The organism is Gemmatimonadaceae bacterium (assembly GCA_036504815.1).
In the GTDB taxonomy this organism is placed as follows: Bacteria; Gemmatimonadota; Gemmatimonadetes; order Gemmatimonadales; family Gemmatimonadaceae; genus PNKL01.
Map to the genome: position 1 here is coordinate 1 of DASXUN010000011.1, position 24113 is coordinate 24113.

The window sequence follows — 24113 nt, forward strand, 5'->3', positions numbered from 1 at the left end:
CGCTGCGAACGACGCCGAGCTGCTCGAGTGCGGGGACATCCGGACGCGCGCCAGCGAGCCGCTCGCGGCGCGCCTGGCCGACATCTACGAGGGGGTGCGTGAACTGCTGGCGCGCCACTCCCCACAGGCGATGGCGGTCGAGGACGTGTTCTACGCACGGAACGTCCGCACGACAGTGGTGCTGGGGCACGCCCGCGGCGTGGTGTTGCTGGCGGGACAGCAGGCCGGGCTCCCGATCTACGAGTATCCGCCGGCGGAAATCAAGAAATCCGTCACGGGAAGCGGCGCCGCCACCAAGGAACAGGTACAGTTCATGGTGACCAAGCTGCTGCGCCTCAAGCACGCGCCGGAACCGGCCGATGCGGCGGACGGCGTGGCGGCGGCGCTGGCCTGTGTGCTGCGCGCCGAGGTGACGCGACTGATGGAGGCGGCCCGATGATCGCACGCATCTCCGGCACCCTGCTCGCGGCGGACATCGACCGCATCGAGGTGATGACGGCCGGCGGCGTGGCGTACGCGCTGCAGATCCCGCTGTCGGTCGCCGAGTCGCTCCCCCGCCCCGGCGGCACCGTCGACCTGCACACGGCGCTGGTCGTGCGCGAGGACAGCTGGACGCTGTATGGCTTTGCCACGGCGGCGGAGCGCGCGCTGTTCCAGCGCCTGATGGGAACGACGGGCGTGGGTCCCGCCCTGGCGATGAACCTGCTCTCGGCGCTCGGCGGGGATCGCCTGGTGCGCGCCGTGCAGGAGAACGACCTCGCCACCCTCACGCGCGTGCCGCGGGTCGGCAAGAAGCTGGCGGAGCGGCTCGTGCTGGAACTGCGCGACAAGCTCGTGGCCAGCGGCGAGGCGACGGCGCCGGGTCGGAAGGCCGCGCCGACCGGACCGGGGGCCGACGCGGTGCGCGCGCTGATCGCGCTCGGGTATCAGGCCAGTGAAGCCGAGAAGGCCGTCCTCGCGACGATCGCCGAGAGCGGCGCCGGCGACACAGCCGACCTGATCCGCACCGCATTGACTCGCATCTCCAAACGCTGATCCCGACGGGTGCCGGCCTGCGCCGGCGCGCGCGTGACGCCGACGCGCGCGGTTTACACGAATCCACACCGACGTACATTCAGGCATGTCCCGCCCCGAAATCACCACGCCCGAAGTGCTCGCCGAGGAATCGGTCGTTGAGCTGTCGCTGCGTCCGCAGCGGCTCGCCGAGTTCATCGGCCAGGCGAAGGTGAAGGATGCGCTGCGCATTTACATCGACGCGGCGCGCGAGCGAAAGGAGCCGCTGGACCACGCGCTCTTCTTCGGTCCGCCGGGACTCGGCAAGACGACGCTGGCGGAGCTGGTGGCGCGCGAACTCGGCGTGAACATCCGCACCACGAGCGGCCCGGCGCTCGAGAAGCCGGGCGACCTCGTGGGAACGCTGACGAACCTGCGCGAAGGCGACATCCTGTTCATCGACGAGATCCACCGCCTGCGGCCGATCATCGATGAGTTCCTCTATCCGGCGATGGAGGACTACAAGATCGACATCCGCCTGAGCGAGGGACCGAAGGCGCAGACCATCACCATGCCGGTGGAGCGCTTCACGCTGATTGGAGCCACCACGCGCCTCGGCATGCTGACGGCGCCGCTGCGCGCGCGGTTCGGCATCGAGCTGCGGCTCAACTATTACCCGGCCGACGAACTGGAGCACATCGTGCACCGCACGGCCGAGGTGATGAAGGTGGAGATCGACGCCGAGGGGGCCCGGGAGCTGGCGCGGCGCGCCCGCGGTACGCCGCGCGTGGCCAACCGGCTGCTGCGCCGCGTGCGTGACTACGCGCAGGTGCGGGCGGCCGGGATCGTCACCGAGGCGGTGGCCCGCGAGGCGCTGGAGATGCTCGACGTCGACCACTTTGGCCTCGACGAGATGGATGCCCGGCTGCTGCGCACCATCATCGAGAAGTTCGACGGCGGTCCCGTGGGCGTGCAGACGATCGCCGCGGCGGTCGGCGAGGACGCCGATACGATCGAGGAGGTGTACGAGCCCTTCCTCGTGCAGAACGGGTTCCTGCAGCGCACGTCGCGCGGTCGCATGGCGACGGCGCTGGCCTACCGGCACTTCGGCTACACGCCGCCTGCGCAGCACGGCGATGCGCAGGGCTCGCTGCTGTAGCATGCGCACGGCGCGCCGCCTCCGTGCGGCGCCAAGCCGTCGAGCGACTCGCGCATGAAAGGGACCCGCACCAGCGACTACGACTTTCACCTGCCGGAGGGGCGCATTGCCCAGACGCCGGCAGCGCGGCGCGACGCGTCGCGATTGATGGTCGTGCACCGGGAGACGGGGGCGATCGAGCATCGGCACTTTGCCGATCTCGCCGACCTGATCCCGGGCGGCGATGTGCTGGTGCTCAACACCACGCGCGTCTTCCGCGCGCGGCTGCTCGGCAAGCGCGACTCCGGCGCGCCGGCGGAGATCCTGCTGCTGCGACGGCACGAGGACGGCCGCTGGGAGGCGATGGTGCATCCCGGGGGCAAGCTCAAGCCCGGCCGCACCGTGCACATCGCCCTCGGGTTCGATGCCATCGTCGAGGAAGTGACGGAGCGCCGCACGCGCATCGTGCGTCTCGTCACGGCGGGGGGCGAGGCGGCGATGATCGAGGCCCACGGGCACGTCCCGCTGCCGCCGTACATCGAGCGTGGCGACGCGGCCGCCGACGTCGAGCGGTACCAGACCGTCTACGCGCGGCAGACCGGTTCGGTGGCGGCGCCGACGGCAGGACTGCATTTCACACCCGAATTGCTCGCCATGCTCGACGCGCGCGGCGTCGAACGCGCCGAGGTGCTGCTGCACGTCGGCGCCGGCACCTTCAAGCCGGTGGACGTCGAGGAACTCGCCCAGCACGTCATGCACGACGAGTGGTACTCCGTGTCGCCGGCGACCGTCGACCGGCTGAACGCCGCGCGCGCGCGCGGCGGCAAGGTCTGGTGCGTGGGCACGACCTCGCTGCGCACGCTCGAGAGCGTCGTGGACGCGCAGCGGGTCTTCCACGCCGGCGAGGGGGAGACGCGGATCTTCATTCATCCGCCCCGCCGGGTGCTGAGTGCCGACCACCTCGTGACGAACTTCCACCTCCCCCGCTCGACGCTGCTGATGCTCGTCGCAGCCTTTGCGGGCTACGACCTGACGATGCAGGCGTACGCCACGGCGATGGCCGAGGGGTACCGGTTCTACTCGTACGGGGATGCGATGGTCATCCTGTGAGTGGGAGCGGAACGGGGAGGGGGTAGAGGCGTAGGGACGGGAGAGGGGAGTCGGAACGAGGAGGGAGGTCCCTGGCGCTCGAGGGGGGCCTCCCTCCTCGTTCCGAATCCCTTCTCCCCTCGCTGGGCCTCTACCCCCTCCTCGTTCCGCCCCCCGTCCCTTCGCGTGTAGCTTTCCTCATGTTCTCGTTCGACATCCAGTCCTCCTCCGGCCGCGCCCGCGCTGGCGTCTTCCGCACCCCCCGCGGGGTGGTGGAGACGCCGGTCTTCATGCCGGTGGGGACGCTCGCCACGGTGAAGGCGCTGGATCCGGACGAACTGCGCGGGATGCACGCCCAGATCATTCTCGCGAACGCGTACCACCTGCACCTGCGCCCCGGTGACGAGCTCGTGCAGCGACTCGGCGGCCTGCACCGGTTCATGGCGTGGAACGGTCCCATTCTCACGGACTCCGGCGGCTTCCAGGTTTTCTCGCTCGCGTCGCTGAACCGGGTGGACGAGGACGGCGTCACGTTCCGCAGCCATATCGACGGCTCGTCGCGGCACTTCACGCCGGAAAGCGTGATGCACATCGAGACGAACCTCGGCGCCGACGTGGTGATGCAGTTCGACCACGTCATTCCAGGCCAGAGCGAACTGGGCGCGGCCAAGGACGCGAGCGAGCGGTCCATCCGCTGGCTCGCGCGCTGTCGCGCCGAGTTTGACCGGTTGCATGCCGCACCCGAGGCGCCGCGCCAAACGCTGTTTCCCATCGTGCAGGGCGGCATCCATCCCGAGCTGCGGCAGGCAGCCGCGCGGTCCATCGCCGATCTGGGTGAATGGGACGGCTTCGCCATCGGCGGGCTGTCGGTGGGCGAGGCCAAACCGGACATGTACGCGATGCTCGAGACGTGTGACGCGGCGATTCCGGCCGACCGGCCGCGCTACCTGATGGGGGTCGGCTACCCCGAGGACCTGCTCGAGGGGGTGGCCCGCGGCGTCGATCTCTTCGATTGCGTGGCCCCCACCCGCATGGGGCGCAACGCCGCCGCGCTGACGCCGGACGGGCGCGTCAACATGCGGCGCGCCGAGTTCCGCGACGACGACCGGCCGATTGTCGAGGACTGCGGATGCGCCTGCTGCCGCCGCTTCTCGCGCGCCTACGTGCGCCACCTGGTCCAGGCCGACGAGATGCTGGGTGCGCGCCTGCTGTCGCTGCACAATGTACATTTCCTCATCGCGCTGATGCGCGAGGCCCGCCGCCGCATCGTCGCGGGCGACTTCGACTCGTGGAGCCGCGACTGGCTCGCACGGTACCATTCGCAACCCACCCGCTCATGAACGCCTTCGTGCCGATCTTCGCGCAGACCGCAGCTCCCGCCTCCGGCGGCGGCTCGCTGATGCCGTTCCTGTTCCAGCTCGCCGCCATCATGGCGATCTTCTACTTCCTCATGATCCGTCCGCAGCAGAAGCAGCGGAAGCAGCTGGAGACGGCCATCATGGCGCTCAAGAAGGGCGATGGCGTGGTGACCACGGGCGGCATCGTCGGCGAGGTGGTGCACATCAAGGAGACGATCGACGAGGGCAAGCCCGGCAAGGGGATGGATGATCTGGTGACCATCCGGACCGGCGACACCAAGGTCGTGATCCAGCGTCGCGCCGTCGCGCAGGTCTTCACGCCCGGAGGCTCGTCGGCCGCGTGAGCGTCCTGCCCATCCGCGTGCTCGGCGATCCGGTCCTCCGCGAGGAGACCGCTCCGGTTGCCGAGGTGACCGACGAGATCCGCCGGCTGATCGACGACATGTTCGACACGATGTATGCGGCGCAGGGCATCGGCCTGGCGGCGCCGCAGGTCGGGCGCACCGAGCGCGTGGCGGTGGTGGACGTCGAGGGGGCGGTCTACGCGCTCGTGAACCCCCAGATCATCGCCGCACAGGGACCGAAGGCCAAGGCCGAAGAAGGCTGCCTGTCGATCCCGGATGTATACGGCGACGTGGAGCGTCCGTCGCGGGTGACCGTGCGCGCGCTTGACCGCGACGGCCAGTCGTTCGAGGTCACGGCCGAAGCGCTGCTGGCGCGCTGCTTTCAGCACGAGATTGACCACCTGCACGGCAAGCTGTTCATCGACTACCTCAGCTACCTCAAGCGGCGCAGCGCGCTGGCGCGGTGGGAGGAGGAGAAGGACCGGTACCCCGGCTGCATCCGGCACCTGAAGGCGGGGGCCCACGCCAGCGAGCATCCCGAAGAGGAGCTCTAGTGCGCATCCTCTTCTGGGGGACGCCCGATTTCGCCACGCCGCCGCTTCGCGCGCTGATCGGCGAGGGATTTGACGTTGTGGGCGTGGTCACCCAGCCGGATCGGCCGCGTGGCCGGTCGCGTTCGCAGCTGGATCCGTCCCCGGTGAAGCAGGTCGCCCTTGAGGAGGGGCTCCCGGTGCTGCAGCCCGAGAAGCCGCGCGGGGCCGACTTTGTGCAGTCGCTCCATGATCTCGCCCCCGACCTCTCCGTCGTGGTGGCGTACGGGCATATCCTCCCGCGCGACGTCATCGACCTGCCGACGAAGGGGACGCTCAACATCCACGCCTCCGTCCTCCCCGCCCTGCGCGGGGCGGCGCCGATTCAGGCGGCCATCGCCGAGGGCTACGAGGAGACCGGCGTCACGATCATGCGCATGGTACCGGCGCTCGACGCGGGACCGGTGATTCACACGCTCACGACGCCCATCGAGGCCGACGAGACGGGTGGCGAGCTGACGTTACGGCTCTCCGAACTCGGCGCGACCGCGCTGATCGAGGCGCTCGCGCTCATCGAACTCGGCGAGGCCACCGAGCAGGGGCAGGATGACGCGCGGGCAACGTACGCCAAGAAGATCGAGCGCGAGGACGCGCGGGTGCACTGGGACCTGCCGGCGGACGTCGTCGCGCGGCGAATTCGCGCGTATGATCCGAAGCCCGGCGCCTGGAGCAGCGTGCGCGGCGGCGAGGTGCGGCTCTTCGGCGCCCGGGCGATCGAGGACCGCGCGGGAACGCCCGGCGAGGTGCTGGAGACGGACGAGATGGGGATGATTGTCGCGTGCGGCAGCGGCGCCGTCGCCATTCGCGAGGTGCATCCGGCGGGGAAGCGCCGGATGGCGGCGCTAGATTGGGCGCAGGGACGCTCCGTGATGGTCGGAGACAGCTGGGGCTGATTGAGGATATGGAATTCGGATTGCGATTCCGGCGTGCGATTACGGATTGCGATTGACGATCTCCAGCAAATGGGGCGCCCGGCTGAGGCCGGGCGCCCCATTCGTCTGTCGCTCTCCTCGATCGGAATCCGTAATCGCGGTTACGGCGACGCCTGCTGTCCCTTCACGATCCGCGGGGTCAGCACAGGCTGTCCATTGACGCCGGCGGTGCGCTGGCCAATCTGGCCGTACTCATTGTCGCCCCAGCAGTAGACGGTGCCGGCGGTGGCGGTCGTGCCCCCACCCGACGTGGTACCGGTCACGCCGCAGGTGAAGAGCTCCCCAGCGCTCAGCGAACGCCAAGTCAGGGAGCCGCCGACCGTCACAGGTACCGCGGTGGCCGGCGTCACCTGCGTGCCGTCGCCGAGCTGGCCCGCATTGTTCCGTCCCCAGCAGAGCGCGGCACCGGCGGTCGTGACGCCGCAGGTGTGATACTCACCCGCCGTCAGCGATGTGAACGTCTGCCCCGAGGCTGCGGGGACCGCCACGTTCGAGAATGAGGTGCTGGTATACGCGGCGGCGTTGCCCAGCTGTCCGTAGCCGTTGCTGCCCCAGCAGAGCACGCTGCCGATCGGACTTGTGGCACTCGTGCTCGCACTGACGATCGCACAGCTGTGCGCGGCGCCGACAACGAGCGACGTGGAGTCCATCTCCGTGACCAGCGCCGGCAGGGTGACGGCGACCGGAATGTTCGATGTCGCCACGGCGCCGTTGCCAAGCTGACCCGACGAGTTGAACCCCCAGCAGGACGGCTTCACGGTGCCGGCGCCGGCGTAGCGTGGCATGGCGCAGGTATGGAGCGAGCCGGCGGCGATGCCAGACCACGTCGACAACGCCGGAAGCACCGCGACGTAGTTCGAAGCCGTGACGAACGTACCGTTGCCCAGTTCGCCTTCGTCGTTCGTCCCCGAGCAGTAGGCAAGCCCTGACGGGGTCGTCATGCACGTATGGCGTTCCCCCGTGGCGATCGTGTTCACCGTCGTGGGCGGCACGAAGGTCACCGCGGTTGGCAGCGGTTGCAGCGTGCTGCCATTCAGGCGTCCCCAGCAGTACATCTGCTTCGCCACGGTGATGCCGCAGCCAAAGGTGCGACCGAGCTGAATCGTGCGGAACTGGAGGAACGGTCCGAGGAGCGTGTCGCTCGCCGTGACGGCGGCGGAGGGCGCGTACGTCGTCTTGAGCGTGCCCTTGCCAAGTTGCCCATCGTCCCCATAGCCCCAGCAATAGGCCCGATCGTTCGTGCCGATGGCGCAGGCCTGGTAGTTGCCAGCGAACACCTGAGTGAAGTCGATCCAGGCCGACGCGGTGAACGAGACGCGCTCCTGCCGCGGCATCAGTCGCGCGCGCAGGAACTGTGTTCCCGGATTCGGGCCCAGCGTCCAGGTCGTGGACGCCAGCCCGCTGGCGTTTGTGGTCGCCGTCGCCACCGAGACGCTGCCGCCTCCGGCGGTAGAGTCGGCGAAGTTCACGACGTCTCCCGAGATGGGATTGGAGAAGCGGTCGGTGACTTTCACGGTGATCGTGCCGGCGTTAGCACCCACGGCGGCTGAGGTCGCCGGACTCACGGTGGTCGTGAAAACCCGACTGGTATCCGGCGTGGCGGTCGCGGTGAACGCAATCGGCGCGATGCCGGTGACCGTGGCGGACGCCGTCTGTCCCGTGGCGGCAGTCCCGAGGACCCACGTCGCGCTGGCGTTGCCGGACGCATCCGTGGTGTCCGCGACGGCGGCGACTGACCCACTGAACAGGCCCGCGGCCCACGTGACGCGCTTGCCGGAAACGGCGTAACCGAACTGGTCCTTGACGTTGACGGTGAGTTGCTGCGCCAACGGCGCGGCCACCCGTCCGGTTTGCGCATTGCCGGCGACCAGCGTCAGTCGCGAGGCCGGACCCACGCCGGCCGTCGCCGTGAAGACCACGCTGTCCTTCACGTAGCTGCCCTGCAGGATGGCCACCGCCTTATTGGCGCCGAGCGTCGAGCCCAGCGTCCATGTCACGGACGCGAGGCCGGTTGCCGACGAAGTGGAGGCGGGCGGGTTGATGGTGCCACCGCCGTCTCGCACCTGCCAGAGCACCGTGGCGCCGGCCACCGGTTGTCCGCCGGCGTCGACGACCTTGACCGTCAGGACCTCGGCGAGCGCGGCGCCAACCGAGCCGCTCTGCGAGTTGCCGGAGAGCAGTTTGAGGCTGGCAGCGAAATCCTGCGGCTTCACCGAAGTGGGACCCGTGGTTGCCTCGCCGCACCCGCCAATGAGGGCGAGGATGGCGAGCGTCGCAGCGGTTCCAGTGGTGACAAGCTTGCGGCCGTGCATTCGCACTCCGTGCTGAGAAGGACGGGGGAGACGAATATCGTAATCCAATGGGCATGCCGCAAACCGGCACCTGTCGCGGTGCCAGTTCGCTGCTTTCTATGGACGGGCCGGGAGGTCACGAGGTAACGGTGATCCCGGAAGCGTCCAGAGGCCCCCCCTGCTATTATACAGGATCTTCCGCTCGCCGCCTCTGCCCGTGACCCACCGCAGCCACACCTCGGCCTCGATCAGCACCCCGGTGACGGACGCGCGCCGGGCGGCCGCCGACGTATGCGCCGACCTGCGGGCGGGGGTCCTTTTGGGCGCCGCGCTCGAGCGCCGCGGGGTGCGGCTCGAGAATCGGGACCGCCGGTGGGCCCAGGAGCTCATCTATGGGATGCTGCGCCGCCGCGGCTGGATCGACCACGCGCTGATCTCGCGGGTGCGCGGCGGCCTGGCCCGGCTCGACGGCGATCTTGCCGACTTGATCCGGCTGGGCGCCTACCAGCTGCTCGAAATGGGAAGCGTCCCGGCCTACGCCGCCATCGCGCAGACGGTCGAACTGGCCAAGCAGCGTCACGGCCTGGGCGCCAGCAAGCTGGTGAACGCCGTCTTGCGCCGACTGGACCGCGAACGCTCCACGCTCGGCGCCGACCTCCCGACCGATCCGGTGGATGCCCTGGCCACGGAATTCTCGCATCCGCGGTGGCTCGTCGCCCGCTGGGCGGAACGCTGGGGGCCGGAGCCGACGCGCGCCCTGCTCGAGGCGAACAACCGCGAGGCGCCGGTGATCGTGCGCCCGTGGGGCCTGGTGCGCGAACAGCTGGAAGCGATGCTCGAGACCGCCGGCCTTCACGTGGCGGACGCCCCGCTCGCGGACGATGCCATCCGCGTGGTGGGCTCGGTCAATCTCGTGGAGCTTCCCGCCTTTACGCAGGGCTACTGCTTCGTGCAGGATCCCGCGGCCACGATGGTGACTCGCTACGCCGCGATCCCCGCCGGCGGGACCGTCGCCGACCTCTGCAGCGCCCCTGGGGGGAAGAGCGTCGAGCTGGCCCGACGCGCGGACCTCGTGGTCAGCGCCGACCTCTCGGTCGTGCGCCTCGGGCGACTCCGGGCCACCAAGCAGCGGCTTGAACTGGAGAATGTCGCGCCGGTCGCCTTCGACGCGAAGCAGCCCGCAATCAGCCCCGTGGATGCCGTGCTCGTGGACGCACCCTGCACCGGGACGGGCACGTTCCGGCGCCATCCCGATGCCCGCTGGCGGCTGCGGACGAGCGATCTCGCGGTGACCGCAATGATACAGCGCGATATCCTGCGTTCCGCCGCGCAGCTGGTGAGGCCGGGCGGACTGCTGATCTACTCCACCTGCTCCCTTGAGCCGGAAGAAAACGAGGTGCAGGTGGACGCCTTCCTCGCCGCGCACCCCGCCTGGCGGCTCGAGCCGCCTCCCGCCGGCGCCGTGCCCGACTCGACCCTCGACCACGGCTTCCTGCGCGTCCTGCCGCACGTGCACGGGGCCGATGGCGCGTTCGCCGCGCGCCTCCGGAGCCCGTAAATGAGCGCTGCCAGCGTGCGCATCGCCCCCTCGCTGCTTTCCGTCGATTTCGCCCGTCTCACCGCCCAGCTCGCGATGATCGAGGCGGGCGGCGCCGACTGGCTGCACGTGGACGTGATGGATGGCTGCTTCGTGCCCAACCTGACGTTCGGCGCCAAGGTCATCGAGACGTGCGCCCGCGCCACCAAGCTGCCGCTCGACGTGCACCTGATGGTCGTCGAGCCGGAGAAGTACTTCGACAGCTTTGCCAAGGCCGGCGCCGCCGTTATCACCATTCACGCCGAGGCCGCGCCACACCTGCACCGACAGGTCGCGCGCATCAAGGAACTCGGGTGCAAGGCCGGCGTGGCACTCAATCCCGCCACTTCGCTCGAAGGCGTGCGGGAGGTTGCCGCCGATCTCGACCTGCTGCTCGTGATGACGGTGAACCCCGGTTTCGGCGGGCAGGCGTTCATCCCCGGCTCGTACGACAAGATCCGGCGCGCCCGCGCCCTGCTCGATGCCGCCGGCAGTCGCGCCGCGCTCGAAGTGGACGGCGGCATCGCCCGCGAGACGATCACCGCCTGCTGGCGCGCCGGCGCCGACACGTTCGTCGCCGGCAACGCCGTCTTCAGCGCGGCCGACCCCGCGGCCGAAGTGCGGGCGCTGCGCGCGCGCTGCGCGGAGTCGGCGTGACGGCGCGCCGCCAGTGGGCGATCGTCGCCGGTGTCGTGGTGGTGCTGGCCGGTGCGCTCTACGCCGCGACGCGCATCTTCGGTGCCGACCTGTTCCCGGTGGCACCGGGCTCCAGGGCCCCGGAGTTTCACGCGGCCACCATGGTCGCCGGCGGCCCGAAAACCAAGAACATCACCGACTATCGCGGTCAGGTGGTGCTGCTCAACATGTGGGCCACGTGGTGCGGCCCGTGCAAGCAGGAGATGCCCGGCATCCAGGCTCTGCACGATTCCCTGGGACCTCAGGGACTGAAGGTCGTCGCGATCAGCGTGGATGATCCGGGCTTCGACGACGCCATCCGGAGCTTCGTGGCGGAGCACCGACTGACGTTCGAGATCCTGCACGAGGGAAGCGGCACGATCGAGCGCGATTACCAGACGAGCGGGATTCCCGAGACGTTCGTGATCGGGAAGGACGGCGTGATCCGCAAGCGCGTCATCGGCGCGGCCCAATGGAATTCCGAGGCCAACCTGAAGCTGATGCGCGGGCTCCTCGCCGAGGAAGCGCCGTAGGCGGATGCGCGTCCTCGGCATCGAGAGCTCCTGCGACGAGACGTCGGCCGCGGTGGTGAGCGGCAGCGGCGACGCCGTGCGCCTCGACTCGCTCGTGATCCTCTCGCAGGACGTGCACCGCATCTTCGGGGGCGTCGTGCCCGAGATCGCGTCGCGGGCCCACCTCACCGCCGTCGTGCCGGTCACCCGGCAGGCGCTGGCCGATGCCGGGCTGCCGTCGACGGGCGACGGCCTGGACGCCATCGCGGTGACGCATGCACCGGGACTGGTCGGCGCGCTGCTGGTGGGCGTCGCCTACGCGAAGGCGCTGGCAACGGCGTGGCAGGTGCCGTTCCTCGGCGTGCACCACATGGAAGGACATCTCTTCGCAACCGCGCTCGATCACGCCGACGCGGTGCCGCCCTTCACCGCCCTTCTCGTAAGCGGCGGGCACACGCTGCTGCTGGATGTCGCCGCGTGGGGGGAGTACCGCTTGCTCGGCAGCACCCGCGATGACGCGGCGGGCGAGGCGTTCGACAAGGTGGCCAAGCTGCTCGGCCTGCCATATCCGGGCGGGCGGCCCATCGAGGTGGCGGCTCGCGATGGGGATCCCACGCGGCATCGATTCGCGCCGCCGATGCTGCACGGCGGACAGCAGCCGGGCGACGAGGACTACTACGACCTCTCGTTCTCGGGACTCAAGACGGCCGTGCTGCGCAAGGTGCACGCCGCCGACGCGGCCGGCACGCTCGACGAGGAGCGGCCCCACCTCGCCCGCGGATTTCAGGATGCGCTGATCACCACGCTGGCGGAAAAGACGGCACGCGCGGCGCGCGCGTTCGGCCGGCGGCGCGTGGTGCTGGGGGGCGGCGTGGCGTGCAACGTGGCGCTGCAGGAAGGCGTGCGGCGCGCGGTGGCGCCGTTTGGCGGCGCCGTCTTCGCCCCGTCGCCCCGGCTCGCCACCGACAACGCCGCGATGATCGCGCGCGCCGGCCACTGGCGGCTGGCCCGCGGCGAGCGCAGCGACGCCTCGCTCAACGCCTACGCGTCGCTCCCGATTCCCGGCCTGCGCACGTAGCGGAACAGACCGCGGCGCGCCGGAGTACACGGAGGGTTCGCCGCGCCGCGTGCGCGTTCCGCGGGTGAGTCGCCGCGGTTAGTATTGGCAGACGCGGAGGCGTGCGCCGTGCGGCACTTCCAGCATCCCTCGGCGCGCGCTCCTCGTCAGGGCCCCGCATGAACTACTGGATCAGCAAACTCATCCACCGTGTGCTGCGCCTCAAGCGACGCTGGGTGATGCTGCTGGCCGTCATCGGACCCGGCGTCATCACGATGGTGGCGGACAACGATGCCGGCGGCATCTCGACGTACGCCTCCACCGGCGCGAAGACCGGCTTCAACATGCTGTGGGCGTTCATCCTGCTCGTCCCCATGGCGTATTTCATCCAGGAGATGACGGTCCGGCTGGGCGCGGTCACCAAGCGCGGGCACGCCGAGGCCATCTTCGACGGCTTCGGCCCGGGTTGGGGCTGGTTCGCGATCTTCAACCTCGCGCTCGTGAACTGGCTGACGCTCGTCACCGAGTACATCGGCATGACGCAGGCGGCGCGCATCTTCGGCGTGCCGGAGTGGCTGACGTTCACGCTGGTCACCGCCCTGTTGATGGCCATCGTCTTCAGCGGGCGCTACTGGACCTTCGAACGCATCACGCTGTTCTTCTGCCTGTTCAATCTCGTGTACATCCCGGCCGCCATCTGGGCGATGCGCACCCACAACGTCGCCGACGGCTGGCTCTCCGTTGGACGCGGGTTCCTGACGCCCAGCTTCGACTTTGGCCCCGCCCTCGGCACGAGCGCGCTGTTCACGCTCATCATGGCGAACATCGGCACGACCATCACCCCCTGGCAGATCTTCTTCCAGCAGTCGGCGGTGGTGGACAAGGGGATGGACATCAAGGACATCAAGTACGGCAAGATCGACACGCTGGCCGGCGCGCTGCTCACCTGCGGCGTGGCGGCCTTCATCGTCATCGCCACCGCGGCGGCATTCCATCACCATCCGGGCGGGCAGATTATCGTCGAGTCGGCGGCGGAGACCGCCAACCGGATGCCGGACGTGATGGCCGGACGGCTGGGGCTCTGGGCCAAGGGCCTCTTCGCCATCGGCCTCTTCGACGCGGGACTGCTGGGCGCCCTCTGCATCTCGCTCGCGACGAGCTGGTCGCTGGGCGAAGTGTTCGGCTGGGCGCACTCGCTGAATGAGAGCGTGCGCGAGGCGCCGTGGTTCTACGTCGCGTATCTCGTGATGCTCACCAGCGCCGGCGCCGTCTCGCTGGTGGCGAGCACGCACGTGCAGGACGTGATCACGATCTTCGTGCAGGTCGTGGCCGTCGTCCTGCTTCCGTCGGCCCTCGTCTTCCTCATCCTGCTGCTCAACGACAAGCCGCTCATGGGCGAGCACGTGAACACGCCCACCCAGAACATCGCCAACTGGTCGATCACCGGCCTCGTCATCGTCGTCTCGACGGCGTATGCGCTTTCGGTGATCTTCCCCGACCTTTTCACGTAGGCGGGCCCGACCTTGACCGCCACCAACGGTTCGCTCCACCCGACCACGCACGGCGCCGAGTATGAGCTGCACTTCTTCTCGGCGCTGCTCGACCGCCCCGTCGCGGTCTCACGCCCCGACCTGAAGATCGGCACGCTCGACGATCTCGTGTTCAAGGTGGCGGAGCCGTTCCCCGAGGCCGTGGGGATCGTGGTGGCACACAAGCGCGGCCTCCCCAATGAGTTCATCCCGTGGGAGCGGGTCACGCGCATCGACCCGCACGCGATCGTGGTGATGCCACCCGACCACGCCGAACGGTATCCCTCGTTCGTGGACCAGCCTGGCTGGCTCCTGCTCAACGAGCACCTCATCGGCCGCACCATCCTCGACATGGATGGCCGCAAGGTGGAGCTCGTGAACGACGTTCACCTCCTGGCCAGCCACGGCCGCATGATCGTCGCGCACGTGGACGTCTCGCTGAACGGCTTCCTGCGCAAATGGGGGCTGGGGCTGCTCGCCTTCGGCAAGGATCGCCTGATCTCGTGGAGCTACGTGCAGCCGCTGTCCATCGAGGACGCGACGTCGTCGGACAAGGTGTCGCTGTCGCTGGCGCGCGAACAGCTGCAGGAGCTGCCCAGCGAGGACCTGGCCGACGCGCTGGAGGAGCTGTCGGGACGCGAGCAGGAGGCGATGTTCTCGGTGCTCGAACCCGAGAAGGCCGCCGACACGCTGCTCGAGACGGAGCCCCGCGCCCAGCGTCAGATCGTCGCCGACCTGCCGCCGGACCGCGCCAAGGAGATCCTCTCGGAAATGTCCGTCGGCGAGATCGCCGACCTGCTGTCGGCGCTGCCGCACGATGACCGTACGGAACTGCTCGCGCACCTGAGTCCCGAGGAGTCGCAGCGCGTGCGGCACATCCTGGGGACGCACGAGGCGACGGCCGGATCGCTCCTGTCCCAGCAGTTCGTGGCGCTCCCCAAGCAGGTCACCGCGGGCGAGGCCATCCGGACGCTGCGCGAGCGCGCGCCGGACCCGGACTCCATCTCGTACCTCTATGTCGTCACGGAGACGAACCAGGTGCTGCTGGGCGTCGTGGACCTGCGGGAGCTGGTGCTGGCGCGCGAATCGGCGACGCTGGAGGAACTGATGGTCTCACCGGTCGTCTCCGTGGACTCGGAGCTTGGCGAGCAGGATGTCGCCGAGCTGTTCGAGAAGTACAACTGGCGCATGTTCCCGGTGGTGGACGCGAGCGACCACCTGCTGGGCGTGATCGGCTACAAGGATGTGCGCCGATGAGCCCGCGGGCCGTGACCCGACGGCAGGGGCGGTCGCATGCCGCGCGTTGAGCGGACGCGCACGGTGCGCATCGCGCTTGGCGTGCTGCGCATCTACTTGATCGTGATGCTCGTCCTGCTCGCCCTGCGCGCCGTGCAGCTGTTCAGCTGACGGCATGGCGCGCGGCGCGTGGCGCGCGGCGAGTGGCGCGCGGCGGTTCCGGTCAGACCGCGCGCCGCAGAACGCGCCCTACAGGCGCGCCATCAGCAGGCGGCGCGTGTAGGGAATGAGCCCACCGGCATCCATGATCCCCTTGCGGGCCGCCGGCATCTGCACCTGCGCGAACGACTTGTCGGTGGTCGCGTTGATCACGCGGTCATCCGTGATCTCCAGCTCGTCGCCTTCGCTTGCCTCGATTTCGGGGCAGATGACCACCTTGAGCCCGAGGTTGATGCTGTTCTGCAGGAAGATGCGCGCGATGGACTTGGCGACGACGGTCACGTCGTAGCCCTTGAGCGTCGAGCACGCCTGCTCGCGGCTCGACCCGCAGCCGAAGTTCTCGCCGCCGACGATCACGCTGCCGGCCGGGAACTGCCGCGCCTTGAGAAAGGCGTTGAACTCCGTGCGATCGAAGAAGGCGAACTGCGGCGTCTCCGTGGGCAGCACCGTGGCCATGAAGCGCCCCGGATAGATGTCGTCGGTGCTGATGTCGTTGCCCAGCGTGATGATGACCTTGGCCATGACAGACTCCCGCCTCTCGGCGCTAGTTCGCGTTGGGATCGGTGATGACGCCGGTGATGGCGGACGCGGCGGCGACGGCGGGACTGCACAGGTAGACCTCGGACTTCGGATTCCCCATGCGCCCCTTGAAGTTCCGGTTGGTGGTGCTGAGCGCAACTTCGTTGTCGCCTAGCGCGCCTTCGTGCACGCCGAGGCACGGGCCGCACCCGGAGTTCATGACCACGGCGCCGGCCTTCATGAAGTCCTGCACGTAGCCGCGCTCGAGCGCCTGCGCGAAGATGCGCCCGGAGGCGGGGAAGACCAGCATCCTCGTGCCCTCGGCCACCTTCTTGCCGCGCAGGATGTCCGCGGCAATCGCCAGGTCATCGAGGCGTCCATTGGTGCAGCTGCCGATGACGATCTGCTGCACGCGCGTTCCCAGCACGTCCTTGATCGGCTTGACGTTGTCCACCATGTGCGGGCACGCGATCTGCGAGCCGAGCGTCGAGACGTCAATCTCCACGGTGCGCACGTACTTCGCGTCCGCGTCCGGCGTCACGCAGGCGATCGGGTCCGTCACCCCCGCCTCCTCGCGGAGATAGCGCAGCGTCTCCTCATCGCCTGGCACGATGCCCGACGTCGCGCCCGCTTCGACGCTCATGTTGCAGATGGCGATGCGGCCGCTCGTACCCAGCCGGCGAATGGTCTCGCCATGGAACTCGAGCACCTTGTAGTTGGCGCCCTGCGCGGTGAGCAGGCCAATGAGGTGCAGGATCAGGTCCTTCGCGCCGACCAGCGGCGGGAACTCCCCCTTCACGACGACCTTGATGGTCTCCGGCACTTCGATGTTGACGGCGAAGCCAAGGCTCCAGACCGAGGCCATCTCCGTGGCGCCGATGCCGAAGCTGAACGCGCCGAGCGCGCCATGCGACGTGGTGTGCGAGTCGGTCCCGACCACCACGAACCCCGGGCGCACGTAGCCATACTCCGGCAGGATCTGGTGGCAGATGCCGCCGGTATCGCCGCGGATGTCGTGGAACTTGCGGATGCCATTGGCCGCGACGAATTCGCGGATCTTCTTCTGGTTGGTGGCCGTCTTCGGCGACTCAGCGGGCACGCGATGGTCGAAGATGATCGCGATGCGCGACGGATCCCAGACCTTCGGCGCGTGGCCCGTGCCCTGGAAGATCTCCTGGAACTGGTTGACCACCAGCGCCGCGTTCTCGTGCGACATCGCGAGGTCCACCTTCGGTTCCACCACATCGCCGGCCTTGGTGGCGGGCAGTCCCGCGGCGCGCGCGAGGATCTTTTCAACGACGGTCATTCCCATGGGATTGCTCCGGTTCAGATGACACCCTTCGACTTGAGCGCGGCCTGCTCGCCGGGCGTGATGCCCAAGGCGCCGTAGATCTCCGTGTTGTGCTCGCCGAGCGTTGGCGGTGGCGTGTCCACCGCGCCCGGCGTCTTGCTGAACTGCGCCGTGAGGCCAAAGACCTCCACGTCCCCGAAACCGGCCAACGGCACCTTCTTCAGCACGTCGCGGTGCACCACCTGCGGCTGACGCAGCGCCTCCTCCAGGGTCAGGATGGCGCCGCTTGGCACGTCGGCCGCGTTCAGCGCCTCCACCCACGCGGCGGTCGGCTTGGTGACGAGCTTCTCCTCCAGCAGCGGCGAGAGCGCCTTGCGGTTCTTCTTGCGCGTGTCGCGCTCCTGGAAGCGGGCATCGGCCTTCAGCTCCGGGACGCCGAGCACGTCGCAGACCGCCTCCCACTGCTCCTGCTTGTTGGCGGCAATGTTGATGAAGCCGTCGGCCGTGCGGAACGTCCCGCTCGGCGCGGCGGTGAAGTTGTCGTTGCCCATCAGCACCGGCTGCTGCTTGCCGATGAGCAGGTTGGCGGCCACCCAGCCCATCAGCGGCATGATGCTGTCGAGCAGGGCGACGTCGATGAACTGCCCCTCGCCGGTGCGTTCGCGGTGGTACAGCGCGGCCATGACGGCGAAGGCCGCGTTGAGTCCGCCCACGGTGTCGCAGACCGGGAAGCCCGTGCGCAGCGGATTCAGTCGCTCGTCACCGTTCACCGACATCTCGCCCGAGAGCCCCTGGATGATCTGGTCGTACGCCGGGAAGAGCGCGTCGGGACCCGTCTGGCCGAAGCCCGAGATGGCGCAGTAGACGAGCCGCGGATTGAGCTCGGCGAGCGTCTTGTAGCCGATGCCGAGCCGGTCCATCACGCCAGGACGGAAATTCTCGACGAGAACGTCGGCATCCTTGACCATCCTCAGGAAGATCGCCTTCCCTTCGGCGCTCTTCGTGTTGAGCGTGATCGATTTCTTGTTGCAGTTCTGGGCCACGAAACTGGTGCCCATCAGTCGCTTGTTGAGCTCCGGAAGGATGCCGAGCTTGCGCGCCAGGTCACCGTCCTTGGGGTTCTCGACCTTGATGACATCGGCGCCCAGCAGGGCGAGATGCAAGGTGGTGAACGGACCCGAAAGGACGTTCGTGAGGTCGAGGACTTTGATGCCTTGAAGGATGCGAGAGGTCATCTGGAGAGAACCACTGAGGGCCACAGAGTATGACAGAGTACGATCGTGAACGTGGGCATCAGGTGGGGGTGCCGGCGGTGATGGGACCGATCTTGTAGACGCAGCCGGGGAGTTCGCGGCCGAGGAAGGCAGCGACATCGCGGGCAACGGCGATCAGGGCGCCGAGCTGGATGTCGGCGCGCTGGCCGGTGCGCTGGAGCGCGTGGACCAGGTCCTCGGTGGCCACGTTGCCCGCCGCCACCTTGGTGAATGGGCAGCCGCCGAGTCCGCCGAAGCTGGCTTCGATGGACGTGGCGCCGGCGTCGAGGGCCGCGTACACGTTGGCCATCCCCACGCCGTACGTGTTGTGGATGTGCGCGGTGACCTTGGCATCGGGATGCATGCCGAGAATGCGGCGCACGTACTTCGAGACCTGCGACGGGTGTGCGTGCCCGGCGGTATCGGCGAGACTGATCGAGGTCAGGCCGGCCTCCAGGTACGCCGCGACGATGCCCATCACGCGCGCCTCGGGCACCGCATCCTCGAAGCCGCAGCCGAACGCGCTCTGCACGCTCACCTGCACCTCGTGCGCGGCGCTTTTCGCCTCGAGCGCCGTGAGGATGATGCGCCGCGTCGCGTCGTCCGTGCCCATTCCCGTGTTCTTGCGACTGTGCGTCTCCGAGGCCGACACACCCATGCAGAACATCTCCACGCCGCAGGCCAGGCCGCGTTCGAGGCCCTTCTCGTTGAGCACGAGCCCCGAGAGCACGGCGTTGCCGGGACGCTTGGCGGCCGCGAGCTGCCGGAAGAGCTCGTCCGTATCCGCCATCTGCGGCACCTTCTGCGGATGCACGAACGAACCGACCTGCACGATGTCGAGGCCGCTGCCGATCAGGCGCCGCAGCCAGTCGAGCTTGGTTTCCGTCGGCACCACCCGCGACTCCACCTGCAAGCCGTCGCGCGGGCCGACCTCGTGAATCAGGACCTGCGCCATCTGCGCGCTCCCGTGATTGCCGTGCTCAGAGTTTCCTCGCGATCGCCTCGCCCATCTCGAGCGTCGTCGCGCTGCCACCCATGTCGTACGTGCGCACCGCGCCCTCGCGAATGACCGCCGCCGTGGCCGCCTCGAGCTTCGCCGCCTTGTCCGTCTCGCCCAGCCAGGCGAGCATCATCTTGGCGGAGAGGATCATCGCGATGGGGTTCACCTTGTATTGCCCCGCATACTTGGGGGCGCTGCCGTGGCTGGGCTCGAAGACGCCCAGCTTGTCGCCGATGTTCGCCGAGCAGGCGAAGCCGAGGCCGCCGACCATCTGCGCCGCCAGGTCGCTGATGATGTCACCGAAGAGGTTGGTCGCCACCAGCACGCTGTAGCTCGCCGGATTCTTCAGCAGCCACATGGTGATGGCGTCGACGTTCGCGTCGTCCATCGCGATGCCCGGGTACTCCTTGGCAATGCGCTTGCCGATCTCGAGGAACATTCCCTCGGTGGCGCGCACGACGTTCGCCTTGTGGACGACGGTGACCTTCGGGTAGCCGTGCGTCTTCGCGTACTCGAAGGCGGCGCGGATGATCCGCTCGCAACCCTTCTTCGTGTTCACCTTGCAGGTGATCGCGTATTCGTCGCCCGGAATGTCGGCGAAGTGCGCGAACGGCTTGCTGAGCTGCTTGAGCGTGGCGCGCAGTTCCTCGGGGACGGGGCTGAACTCGACGCCGGCGTAGAGCCCTTCGGTGTTCTCGCGGAAGATCACGAGGTCGATGGCGTCCCTGTAATTCAGCGGATTCCCGGGGTATGCCTTGCACGGGCGCAAGCAGGTATAGAGGTCGAACATCTGCCGCATGCGCACGATCGGACTACGATACGTCAGTCCTTTCCCCTTCAGCCCGGGGATTAGCTCGGCCTCGGCGTCCTTGGCCGGCTTGGACGTGATGGCGCCGAACAGCGCGGCGTGACTTGCCTTCAGCAGGTCCACGGTGCGCTGGGGGAAGGCCTCGCCTTCGGTGCGCCAGAACTCCCAGCCGATGTCCCCGTGGGTGTATTGCGCGTCGAACTTCAGCGCGTCGAGGCAGATGCGGGCCGCCTCCATCACCTCGACGCCCACGCCATCCCCTGGCAGCCATGCAATGCGGTACTGGCTCACGACGAGACTCCTGCGCCCGTACGGACGCTCAACGGCCGGAGTCAGCGCGCGGCGCGCAAGCCAACCCCGAGCGAGTGGATCGAACCTGACTCGGCACACGGGGGGCGCGGGGCGGTCGCGTACGGCCGCCACCCGAGGAAGCTACGGGTCGCTCGCGGCAATTACCACCGAGAAAGTGCCTGACGGCGTGCCAGCTTCCACCTGACGGCGCTCGGTGGATCACGCGGCGCCGCCAGAGCGCACGATGCGCATGAATGTGCGGCGCACTGCAGGAAAAAACCTTGTCAACGAAAGTACCGCGGCGCACGTTAGTGCGAGTATCCGGCGTCCGTAGGCCCCCTAACGCCGAACATCGCGGATGTCGCGCGACGCCGTGCGCTCTTCTGCGGCGCATTGCAGCCCATCCCCAGCGCGTGTGCTGGGATCTCCACCCCGAGACACTTCATGGCGAGGGACCACTTCATGTGGAATCGAGCGCGGCACAGCATTCGCTGGTGCCTCTCACTCCTCACGCTCGCGGCAGCCGCATCGGCTGGCGCGCAGCAGGGGACCGGCACGATCACCGGCACCGTGGTCGAACGTGGATCCGACAAGCCCATCGACGCCGCCCAGGTCACGGTGCTGGGCACGCGGCTGGGAGCGCAGGTGAATGCGCAGGGCGCGTTCACGATTCGCGGCGCACCGCTTGGCGCACAGAAGATCCGCGCGCAGTTCATCGGCTTTGAGCCCGTCGAACAGACCGTGACCGTCACCTCCGCCGGGGTGAAGGTCTCCTTCCAGATGACGCGCGCCGCGTTTGCGTTGAGCGGCGTCGTCGTGACCGCCACCGGCGAAGAAAAGCGCCGCGCGGTCGGCACGGCGATGGCCACGATGGACACCATGTCCATCGCGCGCACGGCGGCGTCCAACCCGCAGCAGCTGCTCGCCGCGGCGAGCACGGGCGTCAGCGTGCTGGCCAACTCCGGCCAGCCCGGCGCCGGCGCCACGCTGCGCCTGCGCGGCGTCAATAGCGTGAGCCAGGGCAACAACCCGCTCATCTACATCGACGGCGTGCGCGTCTACAACGGCAACGGCCCGGTTGCGGTCGGCGGCGGCCAGCAATCGTCGCCGCTCAACGACATCGCGCCGGACGACATCGACCATATCGAGATCGTGAAGGGCCCGTCGGCGACCACGCTGTACGGCACCGAGGCGTCGGGCGGCGTCATCCAGATCTTCACCAAGCAGGGACGCGCCGGTGCGCCGCAGTGGACGGCCACCCTCAGCTCCGGCTTCAACTTCCAGGGCCACGTCGGGTTCAAGGACGACCCGACCGGCATGTGGTTCAACAAGTGCCGCGGCCCGCTCAACGTGAACGGCAACGGCGTCAAGTTCGAGGACCTCGGCTGCCCCGAGAGCGGCAGCTGGCTGAGCGACGGTCCGGTCCAGCGCATCAGCCTGAACGTGCGCGGCGGGACGCAGGGCGGCACCACGTACTACGTCGGCAGCAACTGGGACGACGAGAAGGGCACGCTCCCCCGCAGCGGCCTCCACAACCGCGGCCTGCGCGTGAACCTCGGCTTCGTGCCGGCGAAGTTCTTCAACCTCGCCATCAACTCGTCGATCGCGCAGAACTCCAGCCAGGGCTTCGCCGATGGCAACAGCGCCGGCGGCGCGGCGCTGAACATCTCGCGCGGCACCAACTCGAACTACAAGACCACCGGCTGCAGTGACGCCACGGTGACGTGCGTGAACAATGCCGACCTCTTCAAGTCGGACATTCTCAACACGACCGTGCACTTCATCACCGGCGCGGTGCTGACCTACCAGCCGACCGAGGGATTCAGCAACCGGCTCGCGGTGGGCTATGACAACAACAACGCCGAGATCAACTACGTCGTGCCGTTTGCCAACCTGCGCCTCCCGCTCGGCGCGATGTGGCAGACGCTGTGGCACCGGCAGCTGATCACGGCCGACTTCTCCAGCACCTACCGGCATGCGCTGGGCGAGAAGTGGACGACGTCCAGCTCGCTGGGAGGCCAGGTCTTCGACAGCCGCCTGTATTCGACGTCGCTGGAAACCGACAACTTCTCGGGTCCCGGCTACCCGACGCTGGTCAGCGGCTCCACGCGCCTGATCAACGACGTCAACAACCAGCGCGTCATCAATGCCGGCTTCTTCGGGCAGGAGATGATCGGCTGGCGCGACATCCTGTTCGTCACGGCCGGCCTCCGCATCGACGGCAACAGCGCCTTCGGCAAGAGCTTCGGCCTGCAGTCGTACCCCAAGATCAGCGCCTCGTACGTGATCTCGGACGAGTCGTTCTGGCCCCGCCAGTGGGTGCCGTCGCTCAAGCTGCGCGCCGCGATCGGTTCGTCGGGCAAGGCGCCGGGCGCGTTTGACGCCGTTCGCACGTGGGATCCGGTCGCCGCGGAAAACGGCAAGCCGGGCTTCGCGCCGAACCAGATCGGCAACGCCGACCTCGGGCCGGAGCGGTCCGAGGAAACCGAAGTTGGCTTCGACCTGGCCGCCCTGGACGGGCGCCTCAACGTGGCGTTCACGCACTTCAGCCAGACCACGAAGGACGCGCTGATTCCGGTCATCCAGGCGCCGTCGCTCGGCTTCAGCAGCAGCCAGCTGGAGAACGTCGGCACGCTGGAGAACAGCGGCAATGAAGTCACGGTCTCCGGTGACCTGCTGCGCCTCAGCAAGGCGACGCTCAGCGCCAAGGTGGGCATGACCACCCTGAGCAGCAACGCCGTGGATGTGGGCGGCCAGACGCTGACCATCTTCACCAACGGCCGCACCTACGTGCGGGCGGGCTATCCCGTGCCGTCGTACATGGGCAAGCGCGTCACCAACCCAGATGCGATTGCGAGCCCGATCTACAACACCTTCGACTATGTCGGCTCGGTCTTCGCGACGCGCACGTACAACGCGACGCTGACCCTGCAGATGTACAAGCGCTTCACGTTCGAGGCGCTGGGGGAATGGCAGTTCGGCGGGCACAACCTGAACGCCGCCGGCTACCAGAACGCCAACCTCCGCGTCTGGCGTCCGTGCTTCGCGGCGCAGGAGGCGCTGAAGAAGGCGGCGGCGGGCGACTCGTCGGCGCTGGGCGGCTTCACCGCCCTGGCGCGCGCGCGCTGCACGATCACCTCCTCGGAGCGCGATTACTCGCTCTGGGTGGAGAAGGCCGACTTCTTCAAGCTCCGCAGCATCTCGGTGACGTACGACATGCCGAACAAGTGGCTGCCGGGCTCGCGCAACGCCGCGCTCACGATTGCCGGCCGCAACCTCTTCAAGTCCACGCCGTACACCGGCTTCGACCCGGAGAGCGCCGACAAGACCGACAACACCTTCGGACGGCGCGACTACTACACGTTCGGGCCGTACAAGACGTTCATCATGACCCTCCGCGTGGGATTCTGAC

21 protein-coding genes are annotated in these 24113 nt (G+C 68.4%); 15 read left to right on the top strand and 6 right to left on the bottom strand.

What is annotated here, in order from left to right; all coding sequences use genetic code 11:
• The 8 genes from ruvC to fmt form a co-directional block, all read left to right on the top strand.
• On the top strand, nt 1–439 hold a 439-nt coding region (ruvC, locus tag VGJ96_04785), incomplete at its 5' end, for a crossover junction endodeoxyribonuclease RuvC (protein ID HEY3286423.1).
• Entirely contained in the window at nt 436–1035 is a 600-nt protein-coding gene (gene ruvA / locus VGJ96_04790; protein ID HEY3286424.1) for a Holliday junction branch migration protein RuvA, read from the top strand. The genes ruvC and ruvA, both read left to right, overlap by 4 nt.
• Before the next feature lie 85 nt (nt 1036–1120).
• Nucleotides 1121–2152 carry a Holliday junction branch migration DNA helicase RuvB gene (gene ruvB, locus VGJ96_04795; GenBank protein HEY3286425.1) on the top strand — a complete coding sequence of 344 codons (1032 nt, stop codon included), beginning with the start codon at nt 1121–1123 and terminating at the stop codon, nt 2150–2152.
• A 54-nt stretch (nt 2153–2206) separates the two neighbouring features.
• The gene (gene queA / locus VGJ96_04800; GenBank protein ID HEY3286426.1) at nt 2207–3241 is read left to right on the top strand and encodes a tRNA preQ1(34) S-adenosylmethionine ribosyltransferase-isomerase QueA; all 1035 of its coding nucleotides are present in this window, start codon (nt 2207–2209) and stop codon (nt 3239–3241) included.
• A 179-nt stretch (nt 3242–3420) separates the two neighbouring features.
• Nucleotides 3421–4560, top strand: coding sequence for a tRNA guanosine(34) transglycosylase Tgt (gene tgt, locus VGJ96_04805; GenBank protein ID HEY3286427.1), 1140 nt, complete (start codon nt 3421–3423; stop codon nt 4558–4560).
• Entirely contained in the window at nt 4557–4922 is a 366-nt protein-coding gene (yajC, locus tag VGJ96_04810) for a preprotein translocase subunit YajC (GenBank protein HEY3286428.1), read from the top strand. Before tgt ends, yajC begins: the two co-directional genes overlap by 4 nt.
• On the top strand, nt 4919–5476 hold the full coding sequence (def, locus tag VGJ96_04815) for a peptide deformylase (protein ID HEY3286429.1): 558 nt from the start codon (nt 4919–4921) through the stop codon (nt 5474–5476). Before yajC ends, def begins: the two co-directional genes overlap by 4 nt.
• Nucleotides 5476–6405 (top strand): methionyl-tRNA formyltransferase, encoded by a 930-nt coding sequence (gene fmt, locus VGJ96_04820; protein HEY3286430.1) that lies wholly within the window; start codon nt 5476–5478, stop codon nt 6403–6405. Before def ends, fmt begins: the two co-directional genes overlap by 1 nt.
• 140 nt (nt 6406–6545) lie before the next feature.
• Here fmt and VGJ96_04825 read toward each other — a convergent pair whose 3' ends face one another.
• Nucleotides 6546–8756 carry a hypothetical protein gene (locus VGJ96_04825; protein ID HEY3286431.1) on the bottom strand — a complete coding sequence of 737 codons (2211 nt, stop codon included), beginning with the start codon at nt 8754–8756 and terminating at the stop codon, nt 6546–6548.
• A gap of 196 nt (nt 8757–8952) precedes the next feature.
• Between VGJ96_04825 and rsmB the strand changes: the two genes are divergently transcribed.
• The 6 genes from rsmB (at nt 8953) to VGJ96_04855 (ending at nt 15341) form a co-directional block, all read left to right on the top strand.
• Nucleotides 8953–10293: a 16S rRNA (cytosine(967)-C(5))-methyltransferase RsmB gene (gene rsmB / locus VGJ96_04830; GenBank protein ID HEY3286432.1), complete on the top strand. Its 1341-nt coding sequence runs from the start codon at nt 8953–8955 to the stop codon at nt 10291–10293.
• The gene (gene rpe, locus VGJ96_04835; protein ID HEY3286433.1) at nt 10294–10968 is read left to right on the top strand and encodes a ribulose-phosphate 3-epimerase; all 675 of its coding nucleotides are present in this window, start codon (nt 10294–10296) and stop codon (nt 10966–10968) included.
• Entirely contained in the window at nt 10965–11519 is a 555-nt protein-coding gene (locus VGJ96_04840) for a TlpA disulfide reductase family protein (protein ID HEY3286434.1), read from the top strand. Before rpe ends, VGJ96_04840 begins: the two co-directional genes overlap by 4 nt.
• A 4-nt stretch (nt 11520–11523) precedes the next feature.
• Nucleotides 11524–12576 (top strand): tRNA (adenosine(37)-N6)-threonylcarbamoyltransferase complex transferase subunit TsaD, encoded by a 1053-nt coding sequence (gene tsaD, locus VGJ96_04845; GenBank protein ID HEY3286435.1) that lies wholly within the window; start codon nt 11524–11526, stop codon nt 12574–12576.
• A 158-nt stretch (nt 12577–12734) separates the two neighbouring features.
• Complete coding sequence (locus tag VGJ96_04850) at nt 12735–14066, top strand: divalent metal cation transporter (GenBank protein ID HEY3286436.1); 1332 nt, start codon at nt 12735–12737, stop codon at nt 14064–14066.
• 12 nt (nt 14067–14078) lie between these two features.
• Nucleotides 14079–15341 (top strand): CBS domain-containing protein, encoded by a 1263-nt coding sequence (locus VGJ96_04855; protein HEY3286437.1) that lies wholly within the window; start codon nt 14079–14081, stop codon nt 15339–15341.
• A gap of 228 nt (nt 15342–15569) precedes the next feature.
• Here VGJ96_04855 and VGJ96_04860 read toward each other — a convergent pair whose 3' ends face one another.
• From VGJ96_04860 to VGJ96_04880, 5 genes are read right to left on the bottom strand one after another with little or no spacing between them, the layout of a single operon-like run.
• Nucleotides 15570–16061 carry a 3-isopropylmalate dehydratase gene (locus tag VGJ96_04860; GenBank protein HEY3286438.1) on the bottom strand — a complete coding sequence of 164 codons (492 nt, stop codon included), beginning with the start codon at nt 16059–16061 and terminating at the stop codon, nt 15570–15572.
• Between the two features lie 22 nt (nt 16062–16083).
• Nucleotides 16084–17364: a 3-isopropylmalate dehydratase large subunit gene (locus tag VGJ96_04865; GenBank protein HEY3286439.1), complete on the bottom strand. Its 1281-nt coding sequence runs from the start codon at nt 17362–17364 to the stop codon at nt 16084–16086.
• Between the two features lie 20 nt (nt 17365–17384).
• Nucleotides 17385–18584: a CoA transferase gene (locus VGJ96_04870; GenBank protein HEY3286440.1), complete on the bottom strand. Its 1200-nt coding sequence runs from the start codon at nt 18582–18584 to the stop codon at nt 17385–17387.
• Between the two features lie 58 nt (nt 18585–18642).
• Complete coding sequence (locus VGJ96_04875; GenBank protein ID HEY3286441.1) at nt 18643–19557, bottom strand: hydroxymethylglutaryl-CoA lyase; 915 nt, start codon at nt 19555–19557, stop codon at nt 18643–18645.
• A 25-nt stretch (nt 19558–19582) separates the two neighbouring features.
• The gene (locus VGJ96_04880) at nt 19583–20701 is read right to left on the bottom strand and encodes an isocitrate/isopropylmalate dehydrogenase family protein (GenBank protein HEY3286442.1); all 1119 of its coding nucleotides are present in this window, start codon (nt 20699–20701) and stop codon (nt 19583–19585) included.
• Nucleotides 20702–21163: 462 nt separating this feature from the next.
• On the opposite strand from VGJ96_04880, the gene VGJ96_04885 reads away from it, so the two are divergent.
• Nucleotides 21164–24112, top strand: coding sequence for a TonB-dependent receptor (locus VGJ96_04885; protein ID HEY3286443.1), 2949 nt, complete (start codon nt 21164–21166; stop codon nt 24110–24112).
• Nucleotide 24113: the final 1 nt, after the last annotated feature.

Bases quoted from the DNA above. Each gene is read 5' to 3' on its own strand.
- VGJ96_04870 (HEY3286440.1), bottom strand. From the start codon at position 18,584: ATGACCTCTCGCATCCTTCAAGGCATCAAAGTCCTCGACCTCACGAAC.
- queA (HEY3286426.1), top strand. From the start codon at position 2,207: ATGAAAGGGACCCGCACCAGCGACTACGACTTTCACCTGCCGGAGGGG.
- VGJ96_04865 (HEY3286439.1), bottom strand. From the start codon at position 17,364: ATGACCGTCGTTGAAAAGATCCTCGCGCGCGCCGCGGGACTGCCCGCC.
- tgt (HEY3286427.1), top strand. From the start codon at position 3,421: ATGTTCTCGTTCGACATCCAGTCCTCCTCCGGCCGCGCCCGCGCTGGC.
- yajC (HEY3286428.1), top strand. From the start codon at position 4,557: ATGAACGCCTTCGTGCCGATCTTCGCGCAGACCGCAGCTCCCGCCTCC.
- VGJ96_04825 (HEY3286431.1), bottom strand. From the start codon at position 8,756: ATGCACGGCCGCAAGCTTGTCACCACTGGAACCGCTGCGACGCTCGCC.
- VGJ96_04860 (HEY3286438.1), bottom strand. From the start codon at position 16,061: ATGGCCAAGGTCATCATCACGCTGGGCAACGACATCAGCACCGACGAC.
- VGJ96_04875 (HEY3286441.1), bottom strand. From the start codon at position 19,557: ATGGCGCAGGTCCTGATTCACGAGGTCGGCCCGCGCGACGGCTTGCAG.
- ruvA (HEY3286424.1), top strand. From the start codon at position 436: ATGATCGCACGCATCTCCGGCACCCTGCTCGCGGCGGACATCGACCGC.
- rpe (HEY3286433.1), top strand. From the start codon at position 10,294: ATGAGCGCTGCCAGCGTGCGCATCGCCCCCTCGCTGCTTTCCGTCGAT.
- VGJ96_04850 (HEY3286436.1), top strand. From the start codon at position 12,735: ATGAACTACTGGATCAGCAAACTCATCCACCGTGTGCTGCGCCTCAAG.
- VGJ96_04885 (HEY3286443.1), top strand. From the start codon at position 21,164: ATGTGGAATCGAGCGCGGCACAGCATTCGCTGGTGCCTCTCACTCCTC.
- ruvB (HEY3286425.1), top strand. From the start codon at position 1,121: ATGTCCCGCCCCGAAATCACCACGCCCGAAGTGCTCGCCGAGGAATCG.
- tsaD (HEY3286435.1), top strand. From the start codon at position 11,524: ATGCGCGTCCTCGGCATCGAGAGCTCCTGCGACGAGACGTCGGCCGCG.